General features: G+C 69.7%; 15 protein-coding genes, 9 tRNA genes and 1 other RNA gene. 17 read left to right on the plus strand and 8 right to left on the minus strand.

Translation table 11 applies throughout. From position 1 onward, the window contains the following. The first annotated feature begins 136 nt into the window (after positions 1-136). The 8 genes from E4F61_RS08675 (at position 137) to E4F61_RS08710 (ending at position 3,393) form a co-directional block, all read left to right on the plus strand. Positions 137-213, plus strand: a tRNA-Asp gene (locus tag E4F61_RS08675). A 104-nt stretch (positions 214-317) separates the two neighbouring features. Beyond that, a tRNA-Asp gene (locus E4F61_RS08680) sits at positions 318-394 on the plus strand. 104 nt (positions 395-498) lie between these two features. Further along, positions 499-575: transfer RNA gene (locus tag E4F61_RS08685), tRNA-Asp, on the plus strand. Between the two features lie 104 nt (positions 576-679). After that, positions 680-756: transfer RNA gene (locus tag E4F61_RS08690), tRNA-Asp, on the plus strand. Between the two features lie 104 nt (positions 757-860). Further along, positions 861-937: transfer RNA gene (locus E4F61_RS08695), tRNA-Asp, on the plus strand. 104 nt (positions 938-1,041) lie between these two features. After that, positions 1,042-1,118 (plus strand) — tRNA-Asp (locus E4F61_RS08700). A 104-nt stretch (positions 1,119-1,222) separates the two neighbouring features. Continuing rightward, positions 1,223-1,299: transfer RNA gene (locus tag E4F61_RS08705), tRNA-Asp, on the plus strand. 123 nt (positions 1,300-1,422) lie between these two features. Beyond that, on the plus strand, positions 1,423-3,393 hold the full coding sequence (locus tag E4F61_RS08710) for a SurA N-terminal domain-containing protein (protein ID WP_133479282.1): 1,971 nt from the start codon (positions 1,423-1,425) through the stop codon (positions 3,391-3,393). Between the two features lie 136 nt (positions 3,394-3,529). Here E4F61_RS08710 and E4F61_RS08715 read toward each other — a convergent pair whose 3' ends face one another. The 3 genes from E4F61_RS08715 to gloB form a co-directional block, all read right to left on the minus strand. Further along, the gene (locus tag E4F61_RS08715) at positions 3,530-4,324 is read right to left on the minus strand and encodes an enoyl-ACP reductase FabI (RefSeq protein WP_133479283.1); all 795 of its coding nucleotides are present in this window, start codon (positions 4,322-4,324) and stop codon (positions 3,530-3,532) included. A 70-nt stretch (positions 4,325-4,394) separates the two neighbouring features. Continuing rightward, on the minus strand, positions 4,395-5,501 hold the full coding sequence (locus tag E4F61_RS08720; protein WP_133479284.1) for a lytic transglycosylase domain-containing protein: 1,107 nt from the start codon (positions 5,499-5,501) through the stop codon (positions 4,395-4,397). After that, positions 5,498-6,280 carry a hydroxyacylglutathione hydrolase gene (gloB, locus tag E4F61_RS08725; protein WP_133479285.1) on the minus strand — a complete coding sequence of 261 codons (783 nt, stop codon included), beginning with the start codon at positions 6,278-6,280 and terminating at the stop codon, positions 5,498-5,500. The genes E4F61_RS08720 and gloB overlap by 4 nt, the downstream gene beginning before the upstream one ends. A gap of 289 nt (positions 6,281-6,569) precedes the next feature. Here gloB and rnhA point away from each other — a divergent pair, with 289 nt between their 5' ends. Both rnhA and dnaQ read left to right on the plus strand, forming a co-directional pair. Further along, complete coding sequence (gene rnhA / locus E4F61_RS08730) at positions 6,570-7,025, plus strand: ribonuclease HI (protein ID WP_133479316.1); 456 nt, start codon at positions 6,570-6,572, stop codon at positions 7,023-7,025. 82 nt (positions 7,026-7,107) lie between these two features. Next, positions 7,108-7,848, plus strand: a complete 741-nt coding sequence (dnaQ, locus tag E4F61_RS08735; RefSeq protein WP_133479286.1) for a DNA polymerase III subunit epsilon — start codon at positions 7,108-7,110, stop codon at positions 7,846-7,848. Here dnaQ and E4F61_RS08740 read toward each other — a convergent pair whose 3' ends face one another. Next, positions 7,849-8,553: a PP2C family protein-serine/threonine phosphatase gene (locus E4F61_RS08740; RefSeq protein WP_133479287.1), complete on the minus strand. Its 705-nt coding sequence runs from the start codon at positions 8,551-8,553 to the stop codon at positions 7,849-7,851. It abuts the gene before it with no gap. Between the two features lie 132 nt (positions 8,554-8,685). Further along, positions 8,686-8,776: transfer RNA gene (locus E4F61_RS08745), tRNA-Ser, on the minus strand. A gap of 112 nt (positions 8,777-8,888) precedes the next feature. Between E4F61_RS08745 and E4F61_RS08750 the strand changes: the two genes are divergently transcribed. Further along, positions 8,889-9,293 (plus strand): DUF6165 family protein, encoded by a 405-nt coding sequence (locus tag E4F61_RS08750; protein WP_133479288.1) that lies wholly within the window; start codon positions 8,889-8,891, stop codon positions 9,291-9,293. Positions 9,294-9,374: 81 nt separating this feature from the next. On the opposite strand, the gene E4F61_RS08755 is transcribed toward E4F61_RS08750, so the two are convergent. Next, positions 9,375-10,430 (minus strand): glycosyltransferase family 9 protein, encoded by a 1,056-nt coding sequence (locus E4F61_RS08755; protein WP_133479289.1) that lies wholly within the window; start codon positions 10,428-10,430, stop codon positions 9,375-9,377. Between the two features lie 19 nt (positions 10,431-10,449). Between E4F61_RS08755 and E4F61_RS08760 the strand changes: the two genes are divergently transcribed. From E4F61_RS08760 to E4F61_RS08770, 3 genes are all read left to right on the plus strand, one after another. After that, positions 10,450-11,187, plus strand: a complete 738-nt coding sequence (locus E4F61_RS08760; protein ID WP_133479290.1) for a 3-deoxy-D-manno-octulosonic acid kinase — start codon at positions 10,450-10,452, stop codon at positions 11,185-11,187. Further along, entirely contained in the window at positions 11,184-11,951 is a 768-nt protein-coding gene (locus E4F61_RS08765; protein WP_133479291.1) for an MBL fold metallo-hydrolase, read from the plus strand. Before E4F61_RS08760 ends, E4F61_RS08765 begins: the two co-directional genes overlap by 4 nt. Positions 11,952-12,050: 99 nt before the next feature. Next, complete coding sequence (locus tag E4F61_RS08770; RefSeq protein ID WP_133479292.1) at positions 12,051-12,299, plus strand: hypothetical protein; 249 nt, start codon at positions 12,051-12,053, stop codon at positions 12,297-12,299. 132 nt (positions 12,300-12,431) lie between these two features. Here E4F61_RS08770 and ffs read toward each other — a convergent pair. Together ffs and E4F61_RS08780 are read right to left on the minus strand one after the other, a co-directional pair. Next, positions 12,432-12,528, minus strand: an RNA gene (gene ffs / locus E4F61_RS08775) — signal recognition particle sRNA small type. Between the two features lie 50 nt (positions 12,529-12,578). Then, positions 12,579-12,671: transfer RNA gene (locus tag E4F61_RS08780), tRNA-Ser, on the minus strand. Positions 12,672-12,824: 153 nt separating this feature from the next. Between E4F61_RS08780 and dnaX the strand changes: the two genes are divergently transcribed. The 3 genes from dnaX to recR all read left to right on the plus strand — a co-directional run bounded on the left by dnaX (position 12,825) and on the right by recR (position 15,660). Continuing rightward, on the plus strand, positions 12,825-14,633 hold the full coding sequence (gene dnaX, locus E4F61_RS08785; RefSeq protein WP_133479293.1) for a DNA polymerase III subunit gamma/tau: 1,809 nt from the start codon (positions 12,825-12,827) through the stop codon (positions 14,631-14,633). 36 nt (positions 14,634-14,669) lie between these two features. Then, the gene (locus E4F61_RS08790) at positions 14,670-14,996 is read left to right on the plus strand and encodes a YbaB/EbfC family nucleoid-associated protein (RefSeq protein ID WP_133479294.1); all 327 of its coding nucleotides are present in this window, start codon (positions 14,670-14,672) and stop codon (positions 14,994-14,996) included. Between the two features lie 67 nt (positions 14,997-15,063). Beyond that, a complete protein-coding gene (gene recR / locus E4F61_RS08795) occupies positions 15,064-15,660 on the plus strand; it encodes a recombination mediator RecR (protein WP_133479295.1) in 597 nt (198 codons plus the stop codon). Position 15,661: the final 1 nt, after the last annotated feature.

The following is a 15,661-nucleotide window of genomic DNA, read 5'->3' on the forward strand; positions in this document are numbered from 1 at the left end:
GGTCGCGGGTTCGAGTCCCGTCCGCTCCGCCAGTTGTTCCGGAGGCGCCGTTCGCGGCGCCTTCGTTTTCCGGACCGCACGCCGGGCAGCAATGCGAATGTCGCGGGCAGCTGCACAGCTGTCGAGCAGTAGAAATGGAGCGGTAGTTCAGTCGGTTAGAATGCTGGCCTGTCACGCCGGAGGTCGCGGGTTCGAGTCCCGTCCGCTCCGCCAGTTGTTCCGGAGGCGCCGTTCGCGGCGCCTTCGTTTTCCGGACCGCACGCCGGGCAGCAATGCGAATGTCGCGGGCAGCTGCACAGCTGTCGAGCAGTAGAAATGGAGCGGTAGTTCAGTCGGTTAGAATGCTGGCCTGTCACGCCGGAGGTCGCGGGTTCGAGTCCCGTCCGCTCCGCCAGTTGTTCCGGAGGCGCCGTTCGCGGCGCCTTCGTTTTCCGGACCGCACGCCGGGCAGCAATGCGAATGTCGCGGGCAGCTGCACAGCTGTCGAGCAGTAGAAATGGAGCGGTAGTTCAGTCGGTTAGAATGCTGGCCTGTCACGCCGGAGGTCGCGGGTTCGAGTCCCGTCCGCTCCGCCAGTTGTTCCGGAGGCGCCGTTCGCGGCGCCTTCGTTTTCCGGACCGCACGCCGGGCAGCAATGCGAATGTCGCGGGCAGCTGCACAGCTGTCGAGCAGTAGAAATGGAGCGGTAGTTCAGTCGGTTAGAATGCTGGCCTGTCACGCCGGAGGTCGCGGGTTCGAGTCCCGTCCGCTCCGCCAGTTGTTCCGGAGGCGCCGTTCGCGGCGCCTTCGTTTTCCGGACCGCACGCCGGGCAGCAATGCGAATGTCGCGGGCAGCTGCACAGCTGTCGAGCAGTAGAAATGGAGCGGTAGTTCAGTCGGTTAGAATGCTGGCCTGTCACGCCGGAGGTCGCGGGTTCGAGTCCCGTCCGCTCCGCCAGTTGTTCCGGAGGCGCCGTTCGCGGCGCCTTCGTTTTCCGGACCGCACGCCGGGCAGCAATGCGAATGTCGCGGGCAGCTGCACAGCTGTCGAGCAGTAGAAATGGAGCGGTAGTTCAGTCGGTTAGAATGCTGGCCTGTCACGCCGGAGGTCGCGGGTTCGAGTCCCGTCCGCTCCGCCAGTTGTTCCGGAGGCGCCGTTCGCGGCGCCTTCGTTTTCCGGACCGCACGCCGGGCAGCAATGCGAATGTCGCGGGCAGCTGCACAGCTGTCGAGCAGTAGAAATGGAGCGGTAGTTCAGTCGGTTAGAATGCTGGCCTGTCACGCCGGAGGTCGCGGGTTCGAGTCCCGTCCGCTCCGCCATTTTTCGAAAAGCGCCGGAAACGGCGCTTTTCTTTTGTCCGGCGATCGGCGCGGTGGCTCGGCATCCGTCGTCGGCCCGTGCAAGCGGCTACACTGTCGGGCTTCGCCCTTAGCCGTGCCGCAATGCTGCAGAACCTTCGCGAAAAGACTTCCGGTTGGGTCGCCACCGTCGTGCTCGGCCTGCTCGTGGTGCCGTTCGCCTTCGTCGGCGTCCAGGACTACTTCCAGCGCTCGCGCGAGATGCCCGTGGCATCCATCAGTGCGCCTCCGGCGTGGTGGAGCTCGGCACCCTCGTTCTGGCCCGTGTCGATGTTCTGGCAGCGGCAGGACGTCAGCCAGCGCGATTTCCGCGACCGCTTCGAGCAGGCGAGGCAGGCCGCGCGCCAGGAGCAGGGCGCGCAGTTCGACGCGCGCGAGTTCGAAAGCGAATCCAGCAAGCGCAAGGTGCTCGACGGCCTGATCGACGAGCGCGTGCAGGGGCTCTGGGCGCAGCGCCAGGCGATCACGGTCAGCGACGCGATGGTGCGCAGCGAGATCGCCGCGATCCCCGCGTTCCAGAGCAACGGCAAGTTCGATCTCCAGCAGTACCGCATCGCGCTGCGCACGCTGAGTCCCCCTCGCAACGAAGCGCAGTTCGAGCAGCTCGTGCGCGAGGGGCTCGCGCAGTCGCTGCTGCGCAGCACGCTCGGCAGCAGCGCGTTCGCGACCAAGGCCGAGGCCGAGCGCCTGGTGGCGCTTCTCGGCGAGCGGCGCGATCTGTCGGTCGTCGAGCTGCCGGCGCTGCCGGTCGACACGGCCCCCGTTCCCGCGGCCGAGATCGAGCGCTGGTATCGCGCGCATCTGTCGCAGTACCGCGCGCCCGAAACGGTCTCGCTGGAATACGTCGACATCGATGCTTCGACGCTGCCGGTTCCGGCGGTCGACGAGGCCGCGTTGCGCGAGCGTTACGAGCAGGAGAAGTCCCGCTTCGTCGCCGCGGAACAGCGTCAGGCGTCGCACATCCTGATCAGCGTGCCGGCCGGGGCCAGCGCCGCGGTCGAAAAGTCGGCGCGCGAGAAGGCGGCGCGGCTCGCGACGCAGGCGCGTGCGCCCGGCGCGGACTTCGGGGCCTTGGCACGTGCGAACAGCGACGACACCGGCTCCAAGGCCGCTGGCGGCGATCTGGGCTTCGTCGCGAAGGGCGCCCTCGCGCCCGCGTTCGAGAAGGCGCTGTTCGCGATGCAGCCGGGGCAGGTCAGCGATCCGGTCCGCACCGAATTCGGTTGGCATGTGATCCAGCTGCGCCAGGTGCAGCAGGGTCGCCAAGAGGCATTCGAGCAGGTGCGCCCGGCGCTCGAGAAGGAAGTGATCGACAGCGCGCGCGAGAAGCAGTTCAACGACGTGACGTCGAAGATCGTGGACGCCGTGCTGAAGAACCCGTCCTCGCTCGGCCCGGCGGCACGCCAGGTGGGCCTGCCCGTGCTCACGGCCGGCCCGGTCGCCCGCGGCCAGGCCTCCGGCGTCCTCGCCCATCCGATGGTGCAGCGCACCGCCTTCTCGGAGTCCGCCATCGCGCAGGGCATGGTGTCCGATCCGATCGAGGTGGGGAACGAGCACACCGTGCTGCTGCGCGTCACCGCGCACAACGCCGCGCGCCAGCTGTCGCTCGCGGAAGTCCGCGATCGCGTGATCGCCGCGATCCGCGCCGACCGGGTGATGAAGGCCGCCCAGAAGCGGGCCGACGCGGTCGTCGCGCAGGTCAAGTCCGGTCAGTCGCTCGCCCAGGTGGCGATGGCACAGGGGCTGGCGGCGCCGAAGGCAGTGCTACGCGTTCCGCGTGGCGCCGACGTGCTCGCACCGGGCGTCTCGGATGCGTTCTTCTCCGCGTACGCGCCGAAGGGCCGCAAGGCTGTGGGTTCGAAGGTCCTGCCCGACGGACGGGGCGTCGTGTTCGTGGTCGACGCGATCAACCCGGGTACGCCGCAGGACGTTGGCGGCGATATCGGCCAGATCGCCTCGCAGATTTCGCAGCTGCACGGCTTCGTGGATTTCGATACGACGGTCCGCGCCCTGCGTCGCAGCTACAAGGTGGACGTCAACGCGTCGAACCTCTGACCGCTGGGATCCTTGGAGCGAACGGCCCGCCCTGGAGGCGGGCCGTTTCGTTTCGGCTGCGGATCGAACGGGTGTCCGCTGCCGAAGCACGAGCAAAAAAAAGCCCGGCGGTGCCGGGCTTTCTTCATGGATCTTCTCAGTCTTCGTCGCCGATGCCGGTCATACCGAGGATGTTGTATCCGGAGTCGACGTAGGTGACTTCGCCCGTGATGCCCGCCGCGAGGTCCGAGCACAGGAAGGCGGCGGCGTTGCCGACGTCCTCGATCGTCACGCTTCGGCGCAGCGGCGCATAGGTCTCGAAGTGGTGCAGCATCTTGCGGAAGTTCGCGATGCCGGCGGCCGCGAGCGTCTTGATCGGGCCGGCGGAGATCGCGTTGACGCGCGTGCCTTCCGGACCGAGGTTCAGCGCGAGGTACCGCACCGTCGCCTCGAGGCTGGCCTTGGCCACGCCCATCACGTTGTAGTTCTGCAGCGCGCGTTCGGCGCCGAGGTAGCTGAGCGTCAGGATCGAACCGTTGCGGCCCTGCATCATCGGGCGCGCCGCCTTCGCCAGCGCGGCGAGCGAATACGCCGAGATGTCGTGCGCGATCGCGAAGTTCTCGCGCGTCAGACCGTCGAGGAACTCGCCTTCGATGGCTTCCCGCGGGGCATAGGCGATGCAGTGCACGAGGATGTCGAAACCGTCCCACCGCTGCCCGAGCTGCTCGAAGCACTGCGCGATCTGCTCGTCGGACGTGACGTCGAGCGGGATCACGATGTCGCTGCCGTACTCGGCGGCAGCCGCCTCCACGCGCGACTTCAGCTTGTCGTTCTGGTACGTGAGCGCGATCTCGGCGCCCTGGGCGCGCATCGCCTCGGCGATGCCCGTGGCGATCGAGCGCTGGCTCGCGATGCCCGTGATCAGTGCGCGCTTGCCCTGCAGGAAACCCATGTGCTCTCCGTGACTGGCGCCCGCAACGGCGGGCAAGGCCGCGTAGTGTGCCCGCCGCCGGTGCGCGAGGCTACTTCGACGCCAGCGAGTCGACCGCCAGCACCATGCCCGGCGCGAGCAGCTTGCCGGCCTTGAGCCCGTTGAGGCTGAGCAGTTCGGCCACCGTCACCTTGTAGCGGCGGGCGATCATCCACAGGCTTTCGCCCGCGGCGACGATATGGCGGCGGGGCGAGTTCGACACCGCGATGGCGGCCGTCGCGAGGGGCGCGGCCGAGGTCGCGACCGACGCGGCCGGAGTGGCGGTGGGCGACAGCACGGCGGCGACGATCGAGCTGGCCGGCGCCTCGCCGGCGGCCGCGCCCAATGCCGCCGCGGCCGAACCCGGCGCGAGGATCGACGCCACCGCCGGTGCGGACTTGGGCGTGTCCATCGCGACCAGCGTCTGCGACGAGGCGATCGGGGCGAGTTCGCGGACCGGACGGTCGAGGGACGCGAGGAAGCGCGGCTGGTCGTCGGCGCGGGCGATCACGCAGGAGATCGCGTGCAGTTTGTCGTCGTAGGCCTGGGTGATGCCCGACAGGCCGGCAAGAGTCTCCGGCTTCGCGGTGCGCGGCGTCTGGCCCGCGCGCTTCAGCGCACCGAACACGCGGTACTCGCCTGCGTTGTAGGCCATGACCGCCAGGCGCCAGTTGCCGCCGAACATGCCGTGCAGGGTCTTGAGGTAGCGGACTGCCGCCTTCGTCGAGTCGATCGGCGACATGCGGCCGTCGTAGCCCGGCCGCATCGGAACCTTATGGTTGCGTGCGGTGGTGGCGATCATCTGCCACAGGCCGGCCGGGCCCGCGGAACTGCGGGCGGTGGGCTTGTAGCCGCTTTCCACGAAGGGGATCAGCGCGTATTCGGTCGGCAGGTGCGCCGCGCGCACCGATTCGACGACGTGGCCGAAGAGCACCATCGTATTGTCGTCGCGATTGGCGAGCCGCTCCGGTGCGTGGGCGAACTGACGGGACCAGCGCGACGGCTCGGCGGGGCACGACGGCTCGGCGAGGCCCGAGCGGAAATGCTCGTAGATCTCGCGGCCGCTGCGCGCATCGGCCGCGTGGGCGAGGCCGGTCGACGCGACGCCGAGCGCGGCCACGAGCGCCGCAGCGCTCGTCTTATTAAAGAGAGTGTTCATGCCGCGAATCCGTCCTTCCACGCGCGGAGCGTGGCGAAGGTTTCGACGCGGCCGGCAGGCGCGCGACCCAGGCGGCGGGATACGGCGTCGACGACGGCAGGGGCGTCGCAACGCAGGAACGGATTGCAGGCCAGTTCGCTGCCGAGCGTGGTCGGGAGCGTGGGCTGTTGGGCGTCTCGCATGGTCTTGGCCTCCTTCATGCGGTGCCGGAGCGCCGCGTTGTCGGGTTCAACCACCACCGCGAATGCGGCATTGGCCAGCGTGTACTCGTGCCCGCAGCAGACCCGGGTGTCCGGGGGGAGCGCCGCGAGCCTCCCCAACGAGTTCTCCATCTCGGCCGCCGTGCCTTCGAACAAGCGCCCGCAGCCGAGGCTGAAGAGGGTGTCGCCGCAGAACAGCACGGGCGAATTCCCGGCGTTCTCGACGTAGAAAGCGATGTGCGTACGGGTGTGGCCCGGCACGTGGATGGCGCGGATCGACCAGTCGTCGACCGTGAACGTCTCGCCGTCGGCGGGACGGTGCATGGGCAGGCCGACGCGGTCGTCGTCCGGGCCGTAGACCGGCGTGTCGTGCCAGCGCTCCACGAGGGAGGCGGCACCGGCCACGTGGTCGGCATGGTGGTGCGTCAGCAGGATCGCGGCCGGCTCGAAGGCGTCGGCGTTGGCTGCCTCGAAAACCGGGCCGGCTTCGCCGGGATCCACCACCAGCGCTCGGCCCTGCGTGTTACGAAGTACCCAGATGTAGTTGTCGACGCGCGCACTCAACGGCTGCAGACGCATGGCAAGTACCTCCATCGGTTAGTGCCACCTCAGCGCGATACCTGAATACGCTGAACGGCTGCGGTGCTGGTCCCGAAGAAGGGGCGACCTTGCCGACCGGGGTCGGCTCCGTCAACCCTCGGTGACCGTGACAGGCGTCCCTCACCGGCCGGACACCTTGAGCAATGCCGGCTAAATGACTGATTTAACTAGGTCCGGTCACGTACACATTCGTATGGAGGGCTCCCGACGAGCGGTCCGGGCCGGCGGCCGGGCACAATGGGGGATGCGCGAAAACCCGATGAAGGACATGAAGGCGGTCGAGATCCACACCGACGGCGCCTGCCTGGGCAACCCCGGCCCAGGCGGCTGGGGCGCACTGCTGCGCTACAAGGGGCGCGAACGCGAGCTGTCCGGGGGCGAACCTGACACCACGAACAACCGGATGGAGCTCATGGCGGCGATCCAGGCGCTGGAGACCCTGACGGAAGGCTGCGGCGTCGATCTCTACACCGACTCGCAGTACGTCCGGCAGGGCATCACGGAATGGATGCCCGGCTGGGTGCGCCGCAACTGGAAGACGGCGGGCGGCGACCCGGTCAAGAACCGCGACCTGTGGGAACGCCTGCAGGCGGCGACGCAACGGCACCAGATCCGCTGGCATTGGGTGAAGGGCCACAACGGCCATCCGGACAACGAGCGCGTCGACGTGCTCGCCCGGGACGCGGCGACGGCGATCAAGGCCGGCTCGCGCCAGCACGCGTGAACCGGCTCGCGCGGCCCGCATGCGCACACCCCCGTGCGACACGGCGTCGTTAGGCTATGCGCGACGACGTAACGGATCTCCCATGCGCCAGGTCATCCTCGATACCGAAACCACCGGCCTGAGCTGGGAACGCGGCTGCCGCGTGGTCGAGATCGGTTGCGTGGAATTCGTCGAGCGCCGTCCGACCGGGCGTACGTTCCACCGCTACCTCAACCCGGACTGCGATTTCGAACCCGGCGCGCAGGAAGTGACGGGTCTCACGCTCGATTTCCTCTCCGACAAGCCGCGCTTCGCGGAGGTCGTCGACGAGTTCCTCGCCTTCATCGAAGGCGCCGAGCTGATCATCCACAACGCGGCGTTCGACGTCGGCTTCCTCGACAACGAGTTGCGCCTGTGCGGCGCGCATTACGGTTGCCTCGCGCACCGTTGCCGGGTCGAGGACACGCTGCTGATGGCGCGAAAGCGCTATCCGGGCCAGCGCAATTCGCTGGACGCGCTGTGCCGCCGCCTCGGCGTCGACAACGCCCACCGCCAGCTCCACGGCGCGCTGCTCGACGCCCAACTATTGGCCGAGGTCTACATCGGGCTGACGTCCGGGCAGACGGACCTGGGTTTCGGGGAGGTCACGGCCGAACTCGCGGGCGACGCTCTGCCGTTCGAGATCGATCTCAGCCGCCCGCGTCCGCGCGTGCAGGTGGCCGCGGGCGAACTCGAGGCCCACGAGGCGCGCCTGGCGGTGTTGAGGAAGAAGGCCGGTTCGGCCGTGTGGGACTGGTTGGCCCAGGACGCGGCGGACGCCGGCGAGGCGCTCGCGCCCGCCTGATCAGGCGCGGCGCACCAGCACCACGGTGATGTTGTCCGAACCGCCGCCATCGAGCGCGGCGGCGACCAGTGTGTCCGCGCATTCCTGCGCGCTGCAGTCCAGGTGCGCGAGCACGCGCGCGATCGCGCGGTCGTCGACCTCTTCCGTCAGCCCGTCCGAGCACAGCAGCAGCTGCATGCCGGGGCGCAGCTCGCCGGTCATGGTCTCGACGTTGAGGCTGCGCGGGTCGGTGACGCCCAGCGCCTGCGTGACCACGTTGCGGTGCGGATGGCTGCGCGCCTGTTCCTGCGTCAGCGCCCCGTTGGCGATGAGCTCCTGCACATAGCTGTGATCCTGCGACAGCTGCAGCAGCTGGCCTTCGCGCCACAGGTAGACGCGGCTGTCGCCGACCCACGCCACCTCGAAGCGCTCGCCGCGCACGCGCGCCGCGACCACGGTCGTGCCCATCGGCAGCGCGTCGTTGCGACGGCGCGACATGGCGATGATCTCCTCGTCGGCGATGCGGATCGCCTGGGCGAGCGGCGTACCGTCGCGGATCTCACGGACGATCGTGTCGCGCGCTAGCGCGCTCGCCACCTCGCCGTACTCGTGTCCGCCCATGCCGTCGGCGACCAGCCACAGGCCGAGCTCGCCGTCGGCGTAGTAGGTGTCCTCGTTGAGTTCGCGACGCAGTCCTGCGTGGGTGAGATGTCCGTATTCGATCATGGGCTCGCGTGCCGGCGGCTGGCCCGTCGAATCATCGGCGCGCGGACCGCCGAGGGCAAGGCGGGGAAAACACTTATCCCGTCGGACGTCGCAAATAAAAAAAGGGCCCGCGAGGGGCCCTTTCTTCGTAACTGGCGGAGAGGGAGGGATTCGAACCCTCGGTACGCTATAAACGTACGCCTGATTTCGAGTCAGGTACATTCAACCACTCTGCCACCTCTCCGTGGCGCCCGCCGACGTGCAGCGGGGCCGCGAATGATACGGCGCGGGCGGCCGTGCCACAAGGGCGACGGGGGCGGGGCTAAACTGGGACTCCCCTGTTTGCGAGGCTGCCCATGTCCGAGATCCTGGTGCCGGTGTCGTTCGGCGAACTGCTGGACAAGATCGCGATCCTGCAGATCAAGTCCGAGCGCATGAAGGACGAGGCCAAGCTCGTGAACGTGCGCAAGGAGCTGTCGGCCCTGGAGTCGACCTGGATGGCCCATCCGGCCGCCGGGCACGACATCGTGCGGCTGCGCGCCGAGCTCAAGGCCGTCAACGAGCGGCTGTGGGTGATCGAGGACGACATCCGGGTCAAGGAGAAGCAGCAGGCCTTCGACGCGGAGTTCATCCGCCTCGCCCGCGCCGTGTACTTCGAGAACGACGAGCGCGCCCGCATCAAGAAGGACATCAACCTCGCGCTGGGCTCGTCCTACGTCGAGGAGAAGTCGTACGAGGATTACCGGCAGCCCGCGGGCTGATCCACCGGTCTTCCTGCCGTCGATCGCAGGCGCCGGATGGGTCGGGAGCCGCCGGCGCTCCCACGCCGCGGTCGAGCCGCCTCAGCCGACATCCGCCACGTAGCGTTCGAACGCGGCGATCGCGTCGTCGACGGTCACCAGGTCCATCACGCCGTCGAACTCGGTCTTCGTGCCCCACTTGAGTTCGGCGGCGGGCCTGCCCAGGTAGCGGCGCGCCGCGTCGTCGTAGCGGTCCACGCAGTAGCGGCGATCGCTGTAGGGGCCGCTGCGGGCCGGATTGCTGGCCGCGTGGAGCCCGAGCACCTTCGTCCCCATCGCGTTGGCGATGTGCATCGGACCGGAATCGGGCGTCATCACGAGGTCGGCCCGGGCGAGCAGCGCGGGCAGCTGCTTGAGCGTGTCCTTGCCGATCAGGTCGAGGGCCGGCGCCTGCATCGCGGCGAGGATGGCATCCCCCGTCTCGCGCTCGAGATCGCTGCGGCCACCGCAGAGCACGACCCGCCAGCCGCGGGCGGCCGCGTGGTCGGCCACCGCGGCATAGCGATCGCTGCGCCAGTTGCGGCGCACGTGGCTGGAGCAGGGCGAGATCAGCAGCGTGCGGCGGCCGTCGTCCGGCCACTGCGCCGCCGCCCAGTCGAACGCGTCGGCGGGGACGGGCATGTCCCAGCGCACCCGCGTCTGCACCAGGCCGAGCGGCTCGCAGAAGCTTCCGATCGCATCCAGCACGTGGATTCCCGGCCGGTCGGCGATGCGCTCGCGGACGAACAGCCCGTGCAGGTCCTTGGAGCGCGACCGGTCGTAGCCGATGCGGCGACGCGCCGGGATGAACGCCGACAACAGGTTCGCGCGCGCGGCCACCTGCATCTGCAGCAGCGCGTCGAAGGGGCGCTCGATCGAGCGGCGCACCGCGCGCATGCCCGCGAGCCCGCTCTTCTTGTCGTACTCGATGAAGTCGACGCCGGGCAGTCCCGCCAGCAGGCGGTGCTCGCCGCGCCCGATCAGCCAGGTGATGCGCAGGTCGGGAATGCCGTCGCGCAGCGTGTGGATGAGCGGCAGGACGTGCGTGACGTCGCCGAGCGCCGACAGGCGCAGCAGGCAGACGTGCGCGCCGGGCGCGAGCGGAAGAGGGGCTGTCATGCGCTGCTAGACTCCGGTCATGGCGCCCGCGCATGCCGACGCACGGATCGAATTCGACGGCCCTGCGGGCCGCGGCGCGATTGTGTTCGACCCCGAGCGCGCGGCACAACCGACACCCGACTGGTTCTCGCCCGATTTCTGGGGCGACGATGCGCGCAGCGTGGATGTCGGCGGCCGCGGCGCAGCCTGGTACGTCGATACGCCTGGCGGCGACTGCGTGCTGCGACAGTACCGGCGCGGCGGCCTGGTCGCGCGCATGAGCACGGCCGACTACCTGTGGTTCGGCGAGGCACACGTGCGCAGCGTCGCCGAATTCCGCCTCACGCAGGAGGCGCGCCGTCGCGGCATCCCCGTGCCCGCGCCGGTCGCCGCGTTCTACGAGCGACGCGGCATGCGCTACCGCGCGGCGATCCTCGTCGAGCGGCTGCACCACGTCAGCACGCTGGCGGCGCTCGCGCAGTCGCCGCGCGCGCCCTGGGCCAACGCCGGCCGGCTGGTCGCGCGCATGCACCGCGCGGGGCTCGACCACGCCGACCTCAATGCCGACAACCTGCTGTTCAACGCGAAGGGGCAGGGCTGGGTGATCGACCTCGATCGAGGGTTGTTCCGCACCATCGGCAGCGGCTGGCGCGAGCGCAACCTGCAACGCCTGCACCGATCCCTGCTCAAGCGCCGCGGCGTGCGCGACGTGGGTGACGTCGAAGAGGATTTCACGCGCCTGCGCGAGGCCTACGAATCGGAATGGGAGTCGCGATGAGCGAGTGGACACTGCGCCTGCACGGCGTCGGCAACGCGGCCGCGGTGGCGCTGGGCTCGGCGATGGCGACGATCGAGCGCGAAGGTCGCCCGTGGCTCACGATCGACTGCGGCGCCGAAGGCCTGACCGCGTACCAGGCGCGCTACGGCGAATCGCCGCGCGCACTCTTCATCACGCACGCGCACCTCGACCATGTCGGCGGCTTCGAGCGGCTGTTCGTCGATGCGTATTTCGACGCGGCGCGCTGCGGCCGCACGGTCGTCTACGTGCCCGCCCCGCTGGTGCCGCTGCTGCACCGGCGCGTCGCCGACTATCCCAATGTCCTGGCCGAGGGCGGCGCGAACTTCTGGGACGCGTTCCGGCTGGTGCCGGTGGGCGAGGGCTTCTGGCACGATGGCATGCGGCTCGACGTGTTCCCCGTGCGCCACCATTGGCCGGATACCGCGTTCGGCCTGCGCCTGCGCGGCAGCGTGGTGTGGACCGGCGATACCCGCCCGATCCCCGAGATGCTCGCCTGCCATGCCGATGCGGGCGAGGTCATCGCGCACGACTGCGGTCTCCACGGCAATCCGTCGCACAGCGGCATCGATGACCTCGAACGCGAATACCCGCGCGGCCTGCTCGATCGCTGCCTGCTCTATCACTACGCGAGCCCCGAGGACGGCGCGGCGCTGGCCGCGCGGGGCTACCGCGTCGGACAGCCGGGCGAGGGGATCGCGCTCGCCGAGCCGACCGCCCGTCGTGCGGAGCCCTGGAACGGCTGAGCCGTCGCGTACCAACCACGCCGGACGGGCTAGCGTCGTGCCATTCCCCGACCCGTGATCCGCGCCATGTCCAAGCGTCGTCAACGCACCCGTGTCTTCTTGAACGAGCCCGGCCGCATCGAGCTGGCCACGCTGCTCACGCCTTGGCTGCGGGTGGGCGCCGATTTCGGTGCCTACGTGGAGTGCCGCAAGGTCGACCCGGACGGCGCGTATTTCGAGATGGTGCTCGAGCTGCAGCCGGACGACGAGGAGAGCGTCGACGTGCGCCTGAGCGTGCCGCACCATTTCGTGGCGGGCATCCTCGACGTGTCGGATTTCGATGCGTTCACGCGTCTGTATGCCGAGTGATCAGGACGGCGTCCAACGGCGGTGGCGTGGTGCACAGCCGACGCAAGGCGGGCCCATGACCGGTCGACGCCCGGCGCGGCGGCGGTGCGGACCCGGCGCGATGCCGGCGTGCCTGGACCCTGATGGGCGATGACCCCGCCGGCTGACCTCGGCACCCGCATCAGTCGATACCGTTGCTGCCTTCCGGCCCTGGCGGGGTTTTCGACCTAGCGTCGCGAGGGGCCGACGGGGCCACCATAGAGACTTGCGTGGAGCACGCCGCGATGCGCGGCGGTGTTATGGCGGAGAGAGGGGGATTCGAACCCCCGAAGCGCGGTTTAGACGCTTACACACTTTCCAGGCGTGCTCCTTCAACCACTCGGACACCTCTCCGCACCTGGCCCGGATCGGGCATCCGGCCGTCTCCTGGGCCGCCGATTCTACGCCGCGGCGGCCTGCAGCCACAAGGCGCGCACGGGCTGCGACGGGGCTCTGGCACAATCCTCGGACCACGCCGGAGACACCGGCGGCCCGCGCCGGATTCGAATGTCCTACCTCGTCCTCGCCCGCAAATGGCGCCCGAAGCGCTTCGCCGAACTGGTCGGGCAGGAACACGTCGTGCGCGCGCTCACCACCGCGCTCGACAGCGGCCGCGTCCACCACGCCTTCCTGTTCACCGGTACCCGCGGCGTCGGCAAGACGACCATCGCGCGGATCTTCGCCAAGAGCCTCAACTGCGAGCGCGGCACCTCGGCCGACCCCTGCGGCGAGTGCAATTCCTGCCGCGACATCGACGCCGGCCGCTTCATCGACCTGCTGGAGATCGACGCCGCCAGCAACACCGGCGTCGACGACGTGCGCGAGGTCATCGACAACGCGCAGTACATGCCCTCGCGCGGCCGGGTGAAGGTCTACCTGATCGACGAAGTGCACATGCTGTCGAAGTCGGCCTTCAACGCGCTGCTGAAAACGCTCGAGGAGCCGCCGGGCCACGTGAAGTTCCTGCTCGCGACCACCGACCCGCAGAAGCTGCCGGTGACGGTGCTGTCGCGCTGCCTGCAGTTCAACCTCAAACGCCTGGACGAGGAGCAGATCCGCGGCCAGATGCGCAAGATCCTCGAGGCCGAGCAGATCCCGGTCGAGGACGGCGCGATCCGCCAGCTCGCGCGCGCCGCCGACGGCTCGCTCCGCGACGGCCTGTCGCTGCTCGACCAGGCGATCGCGTACACCGGCTCGCAGCTGACCGACGAGGGCGTGGCGACGATGCTGGGCACGGTCGACCGCGGCCGCGTGGGCGCGCTGCTCGATGCGGTGGCCGGCGGCGACGGTGCCGCGCTCATGGCGGAGGTCGAGCGGCTCGGCGAGTTCTCGCCCGATTGGGACGACGTACTCGAGGCGATCGCCGAGGCGCTGCACCACGTGCAGCTCCGCCAGCTCGTGCCGGATGCGGCGATCGAGGCCGACGGCGTGGCGATCGATGCGCTCGCCGATGCGTTGGCCCCCGAACTCGTGCAGCTCTGGTACCAGATGGCGCTCAACGGCCGTCGCGACCTGCCGCTCGCGCCGGGCCCGCGTGCCGGGTTCGAGATGGTGATGCTGCGGATGCTGGCGTTCCGGCCGGCGGGCGGCAGCGTGTCGCCGGCGCCGCAGGGCGGACGCACCGCAACGACGGACACGCCGCGCGGCCGCGATGCCGCGGCGGCCGCCCGCGCGACGCTCGCCGGCGAGGGGGGCGAGCGCCCTGCCGCCGCGAAGCCGGGCGAACGCAATCCGGCCGCCGGCGCATCGGCAGGCGCGGGAACGGACGCCGCCGTATCACGCCCTTCAATCAGCGCGACAGCCGCGATGAAGCCCGTCGAACCGCCGATGCCCGAGGCGCCGTCGACCGCGACCGCGCCATCGACGGCCGCGCCGGCGGAGGCCCCCGCGGCGCCGACGCCTGCCACCGCAGCGGCAACCGACGGCGGGCTGTCGGATGCCGATCGCTGGCGCGACTGGGTCGCCAATTGCGAATTGCGCGGTCCGGCGCGACTGCTTGCGGAGCACGTCGGCTTCATCGGCTGCGCCGACGGCGTGGTGCGCCTGTCCATCGAGCCCGACGACGAGCACCTGAAGGGCCCGGCGATGGTGAAGATGCTCGCCGACGCGCTGGCCCCGCGCTTCGGCGCCGCGCCGAACGTTCGCTTCGAAACGCCCGCCAGGCCCGTCGATTCCGTACGCGTGCACCTCGACCGCGCGCGCAGCGCGAAGCAGGGCGCTGCGGAGCGCGATTTCGAACAGCACCCGGACGTGCGGCGTCTCGTCGCGCAGGGCGGCCGCATCGTTCCCGAATCCGTGCGTCCGCTCGAAGGCTGACGCGTACCCCCTTTCGAACTGCCAGGAGTGATCCAGATGCGTGGAAACATCGGCCAGCTGATGCAGCAGGCGCAGAAGATGCAGGAAAACCTGCAGAAGGCGCAGGAAGACCTCGCCAAGATCGAGGTCACCGGCAACGCCGGTGCCGGCATGGTGAGCGTGACGATCACCGGCCGCATGGAGTGCCGCAAGGTGCGCATCGATCCGAGCGTCATCACCGATCCCGAGATGGCGGAAGACCTCATCGCGGCGGCCTTCAATGACGCGGTGAACAAGGTCAATGCCGAATCGCAGGCGCGCATGTCGGCCGCGACCGCCGGGATGCCGATCCCGCCCGGCATGAAGCTGCCGGGGATGTTCTGAGCCACGTGCACGCCACGTCGATGCACCGGACGCCGCGCTCGCGGGCGACAGCACGGCGGCAGCGCGCATGAGCACGCTGCTCGAGCAACTGATCGAGGCATTCCGCGTGCTGCCGGGCGTGGGCAGCAAGTCGGCGCAGCGCATGGCCTACCACGTGCTCGAGCGCGAGCGCGCGGGCGGGCAGCATCTGGCGGAGGTGCTGGCGGCCGCCGTGGACCGCATCGGCCATTGCGAGCGCTGCCGCGACTTCAGCGAGAACCCGGTCTGCGACGTCTGCGCGAGCGCGTCGCGCGACGCCGACCAGCTGTGCGTGGTCGAGACGCCGGCCGATCGCCTCGCGATCGAGCAGGCAACCGGCTATCGCGGGCTGTACTACGTGCTGCAGGGCCGGCTGTCGCCGCTCGATGGCATCGGCCCGCGCGAACTCGGCCTCGACCGCCTCAGCCAACGGCTGGCCGAGGGCGAAGTGCGCGAGCTCATCATCGCCACCAACCCGACCGTCGAAGGCGAGGCCACCGCGCATTACGTCGCGCAGCTCGCCCGGCAGCAGGGCGTCACGCCCAGTCGCCTCGCCTACGGCGTGCCGCTGGGCGGCGAGCTGGAATACGTCGACCGCGGCACGCTGTCGCACGCCTTCGGCACGCGATCGGAAATCCGCGAATGAG

Origin of the sequence: Cognatilysobacter segetis, assembly GCF_004359965.1 — a bacterium.
Classification (GTDB): Bacteria; Pseudomonadota; Gammaproteobacteria; order Xanthomonadales; family Xanthomonadaceae; genus Cognatilysobacter; species Cognatilysobacter segetis.

What these genes read in the sequence shown, in the direction of transcription:
- E4F61_RS08710 (WP_133479282.1), top strand. Translation starts at nt 1,423, where the DNA reads ATGCTGCAGAACCTTCGCGAAAAGACTTCCGGTTGGGTCGCCACCGTC.
- E4F61_RS08715 (WP_133479283.1), bottom strand. Translation starts at nt 4,324, where the DNA reads ATGGGTTTCCTGCAGGGCAAGCGCGCACTGATCACGGGCATCGCGAGC.
- E4F61_RS08720 (WP_133479284.1), bottom strand. Translation starts at nt 5,501, where the DNA reads ATGAACACTCTCTTTAATAAGACGAGCGCTGCGGCGCTCGTGGCCGCG.
- gloB (WP_133479285.1), bottom strand. Translation starts at nt 6,280, where the DNA reads ATGCGTCTGCAGCCGTTGAGTGCGCGCGTCGACAACTACATCTGGGTA.
- rnhA (WP_133479316.1), top strand. Translation starts at nt 6,570, where the DNA reads ATGAAGGCGGTCGAGATCCACACCGACGGCGCCTGCCTGGGCAACCCC.
- dnaQ (WP_133479286.1), top strand. Translation starts at nt 7,108, where the DNA reads ATGCGCCAGGTCATCCTCGATACCGAAACCACCGGCCTGAGCTGGGAA.
- E4F61_RS08740 (WP_133479287.1), bottom strand. Translation starts at nt 8,553, where the DNA reads ATGATCGAATACGGACATCTCACCCACGCAGGACTGCGTCGCGAACTC.
- E4F61_RS08750 (WP_133479288.1), top strand. Translation starts at nt 8,889, where the DNA reads ATGTCCGAGATCCTGGTGCCGGTGTCGTTCGGCGAACTGCTGGACAAG.
- E4F61_RS08755 (WP_133479289.1), bottom strand. Translation starts at nt 10,430, where the DNA reads ATGACAGCCCCTCTTCCGCTCGCGCCCGGCGCGCACGTCTGCCTGCTG.
- E4F61_RS08760 (WP_133479290.1), top strand. Translation starts at nt 10,450, where the DNA reads ATGGCGCCCGCGCATGCCGACGCACGGATCGAATTCGACGGCCCTGCG.
- E4F61_RS08765 (WP_133479291.1), top strand. Translation starts at nt 11,184, where the DNA reads ATGAGCGAGTGGACACTGCGCCTGCACGGCGTCGGCAACGCGGCCGCG.
- dnaX (WP_133479293.1), top strand. Translation starts at nt 12,825, where the DNA reads ATGTCCTACCTCGTCCTCGCCCGCAAATGGCGCCCGAAGCGCTTCGCC.
- E4F61_RS08790 (WP_133479294.1), top strand. Translation starts at nt 14,670, where the DNA reads ATGCGTGGAAACATCGGCCAGCTGATGCAGCAGGCGCAGAAGATGCAG.
- recR (WP_133479295.1), top strand. Translation starts at nt 15,064, where the DNA reads ATGAGCACGCTGCTCGAGCAACTGATCGAGGCATTCCGCGTGCTGCCG.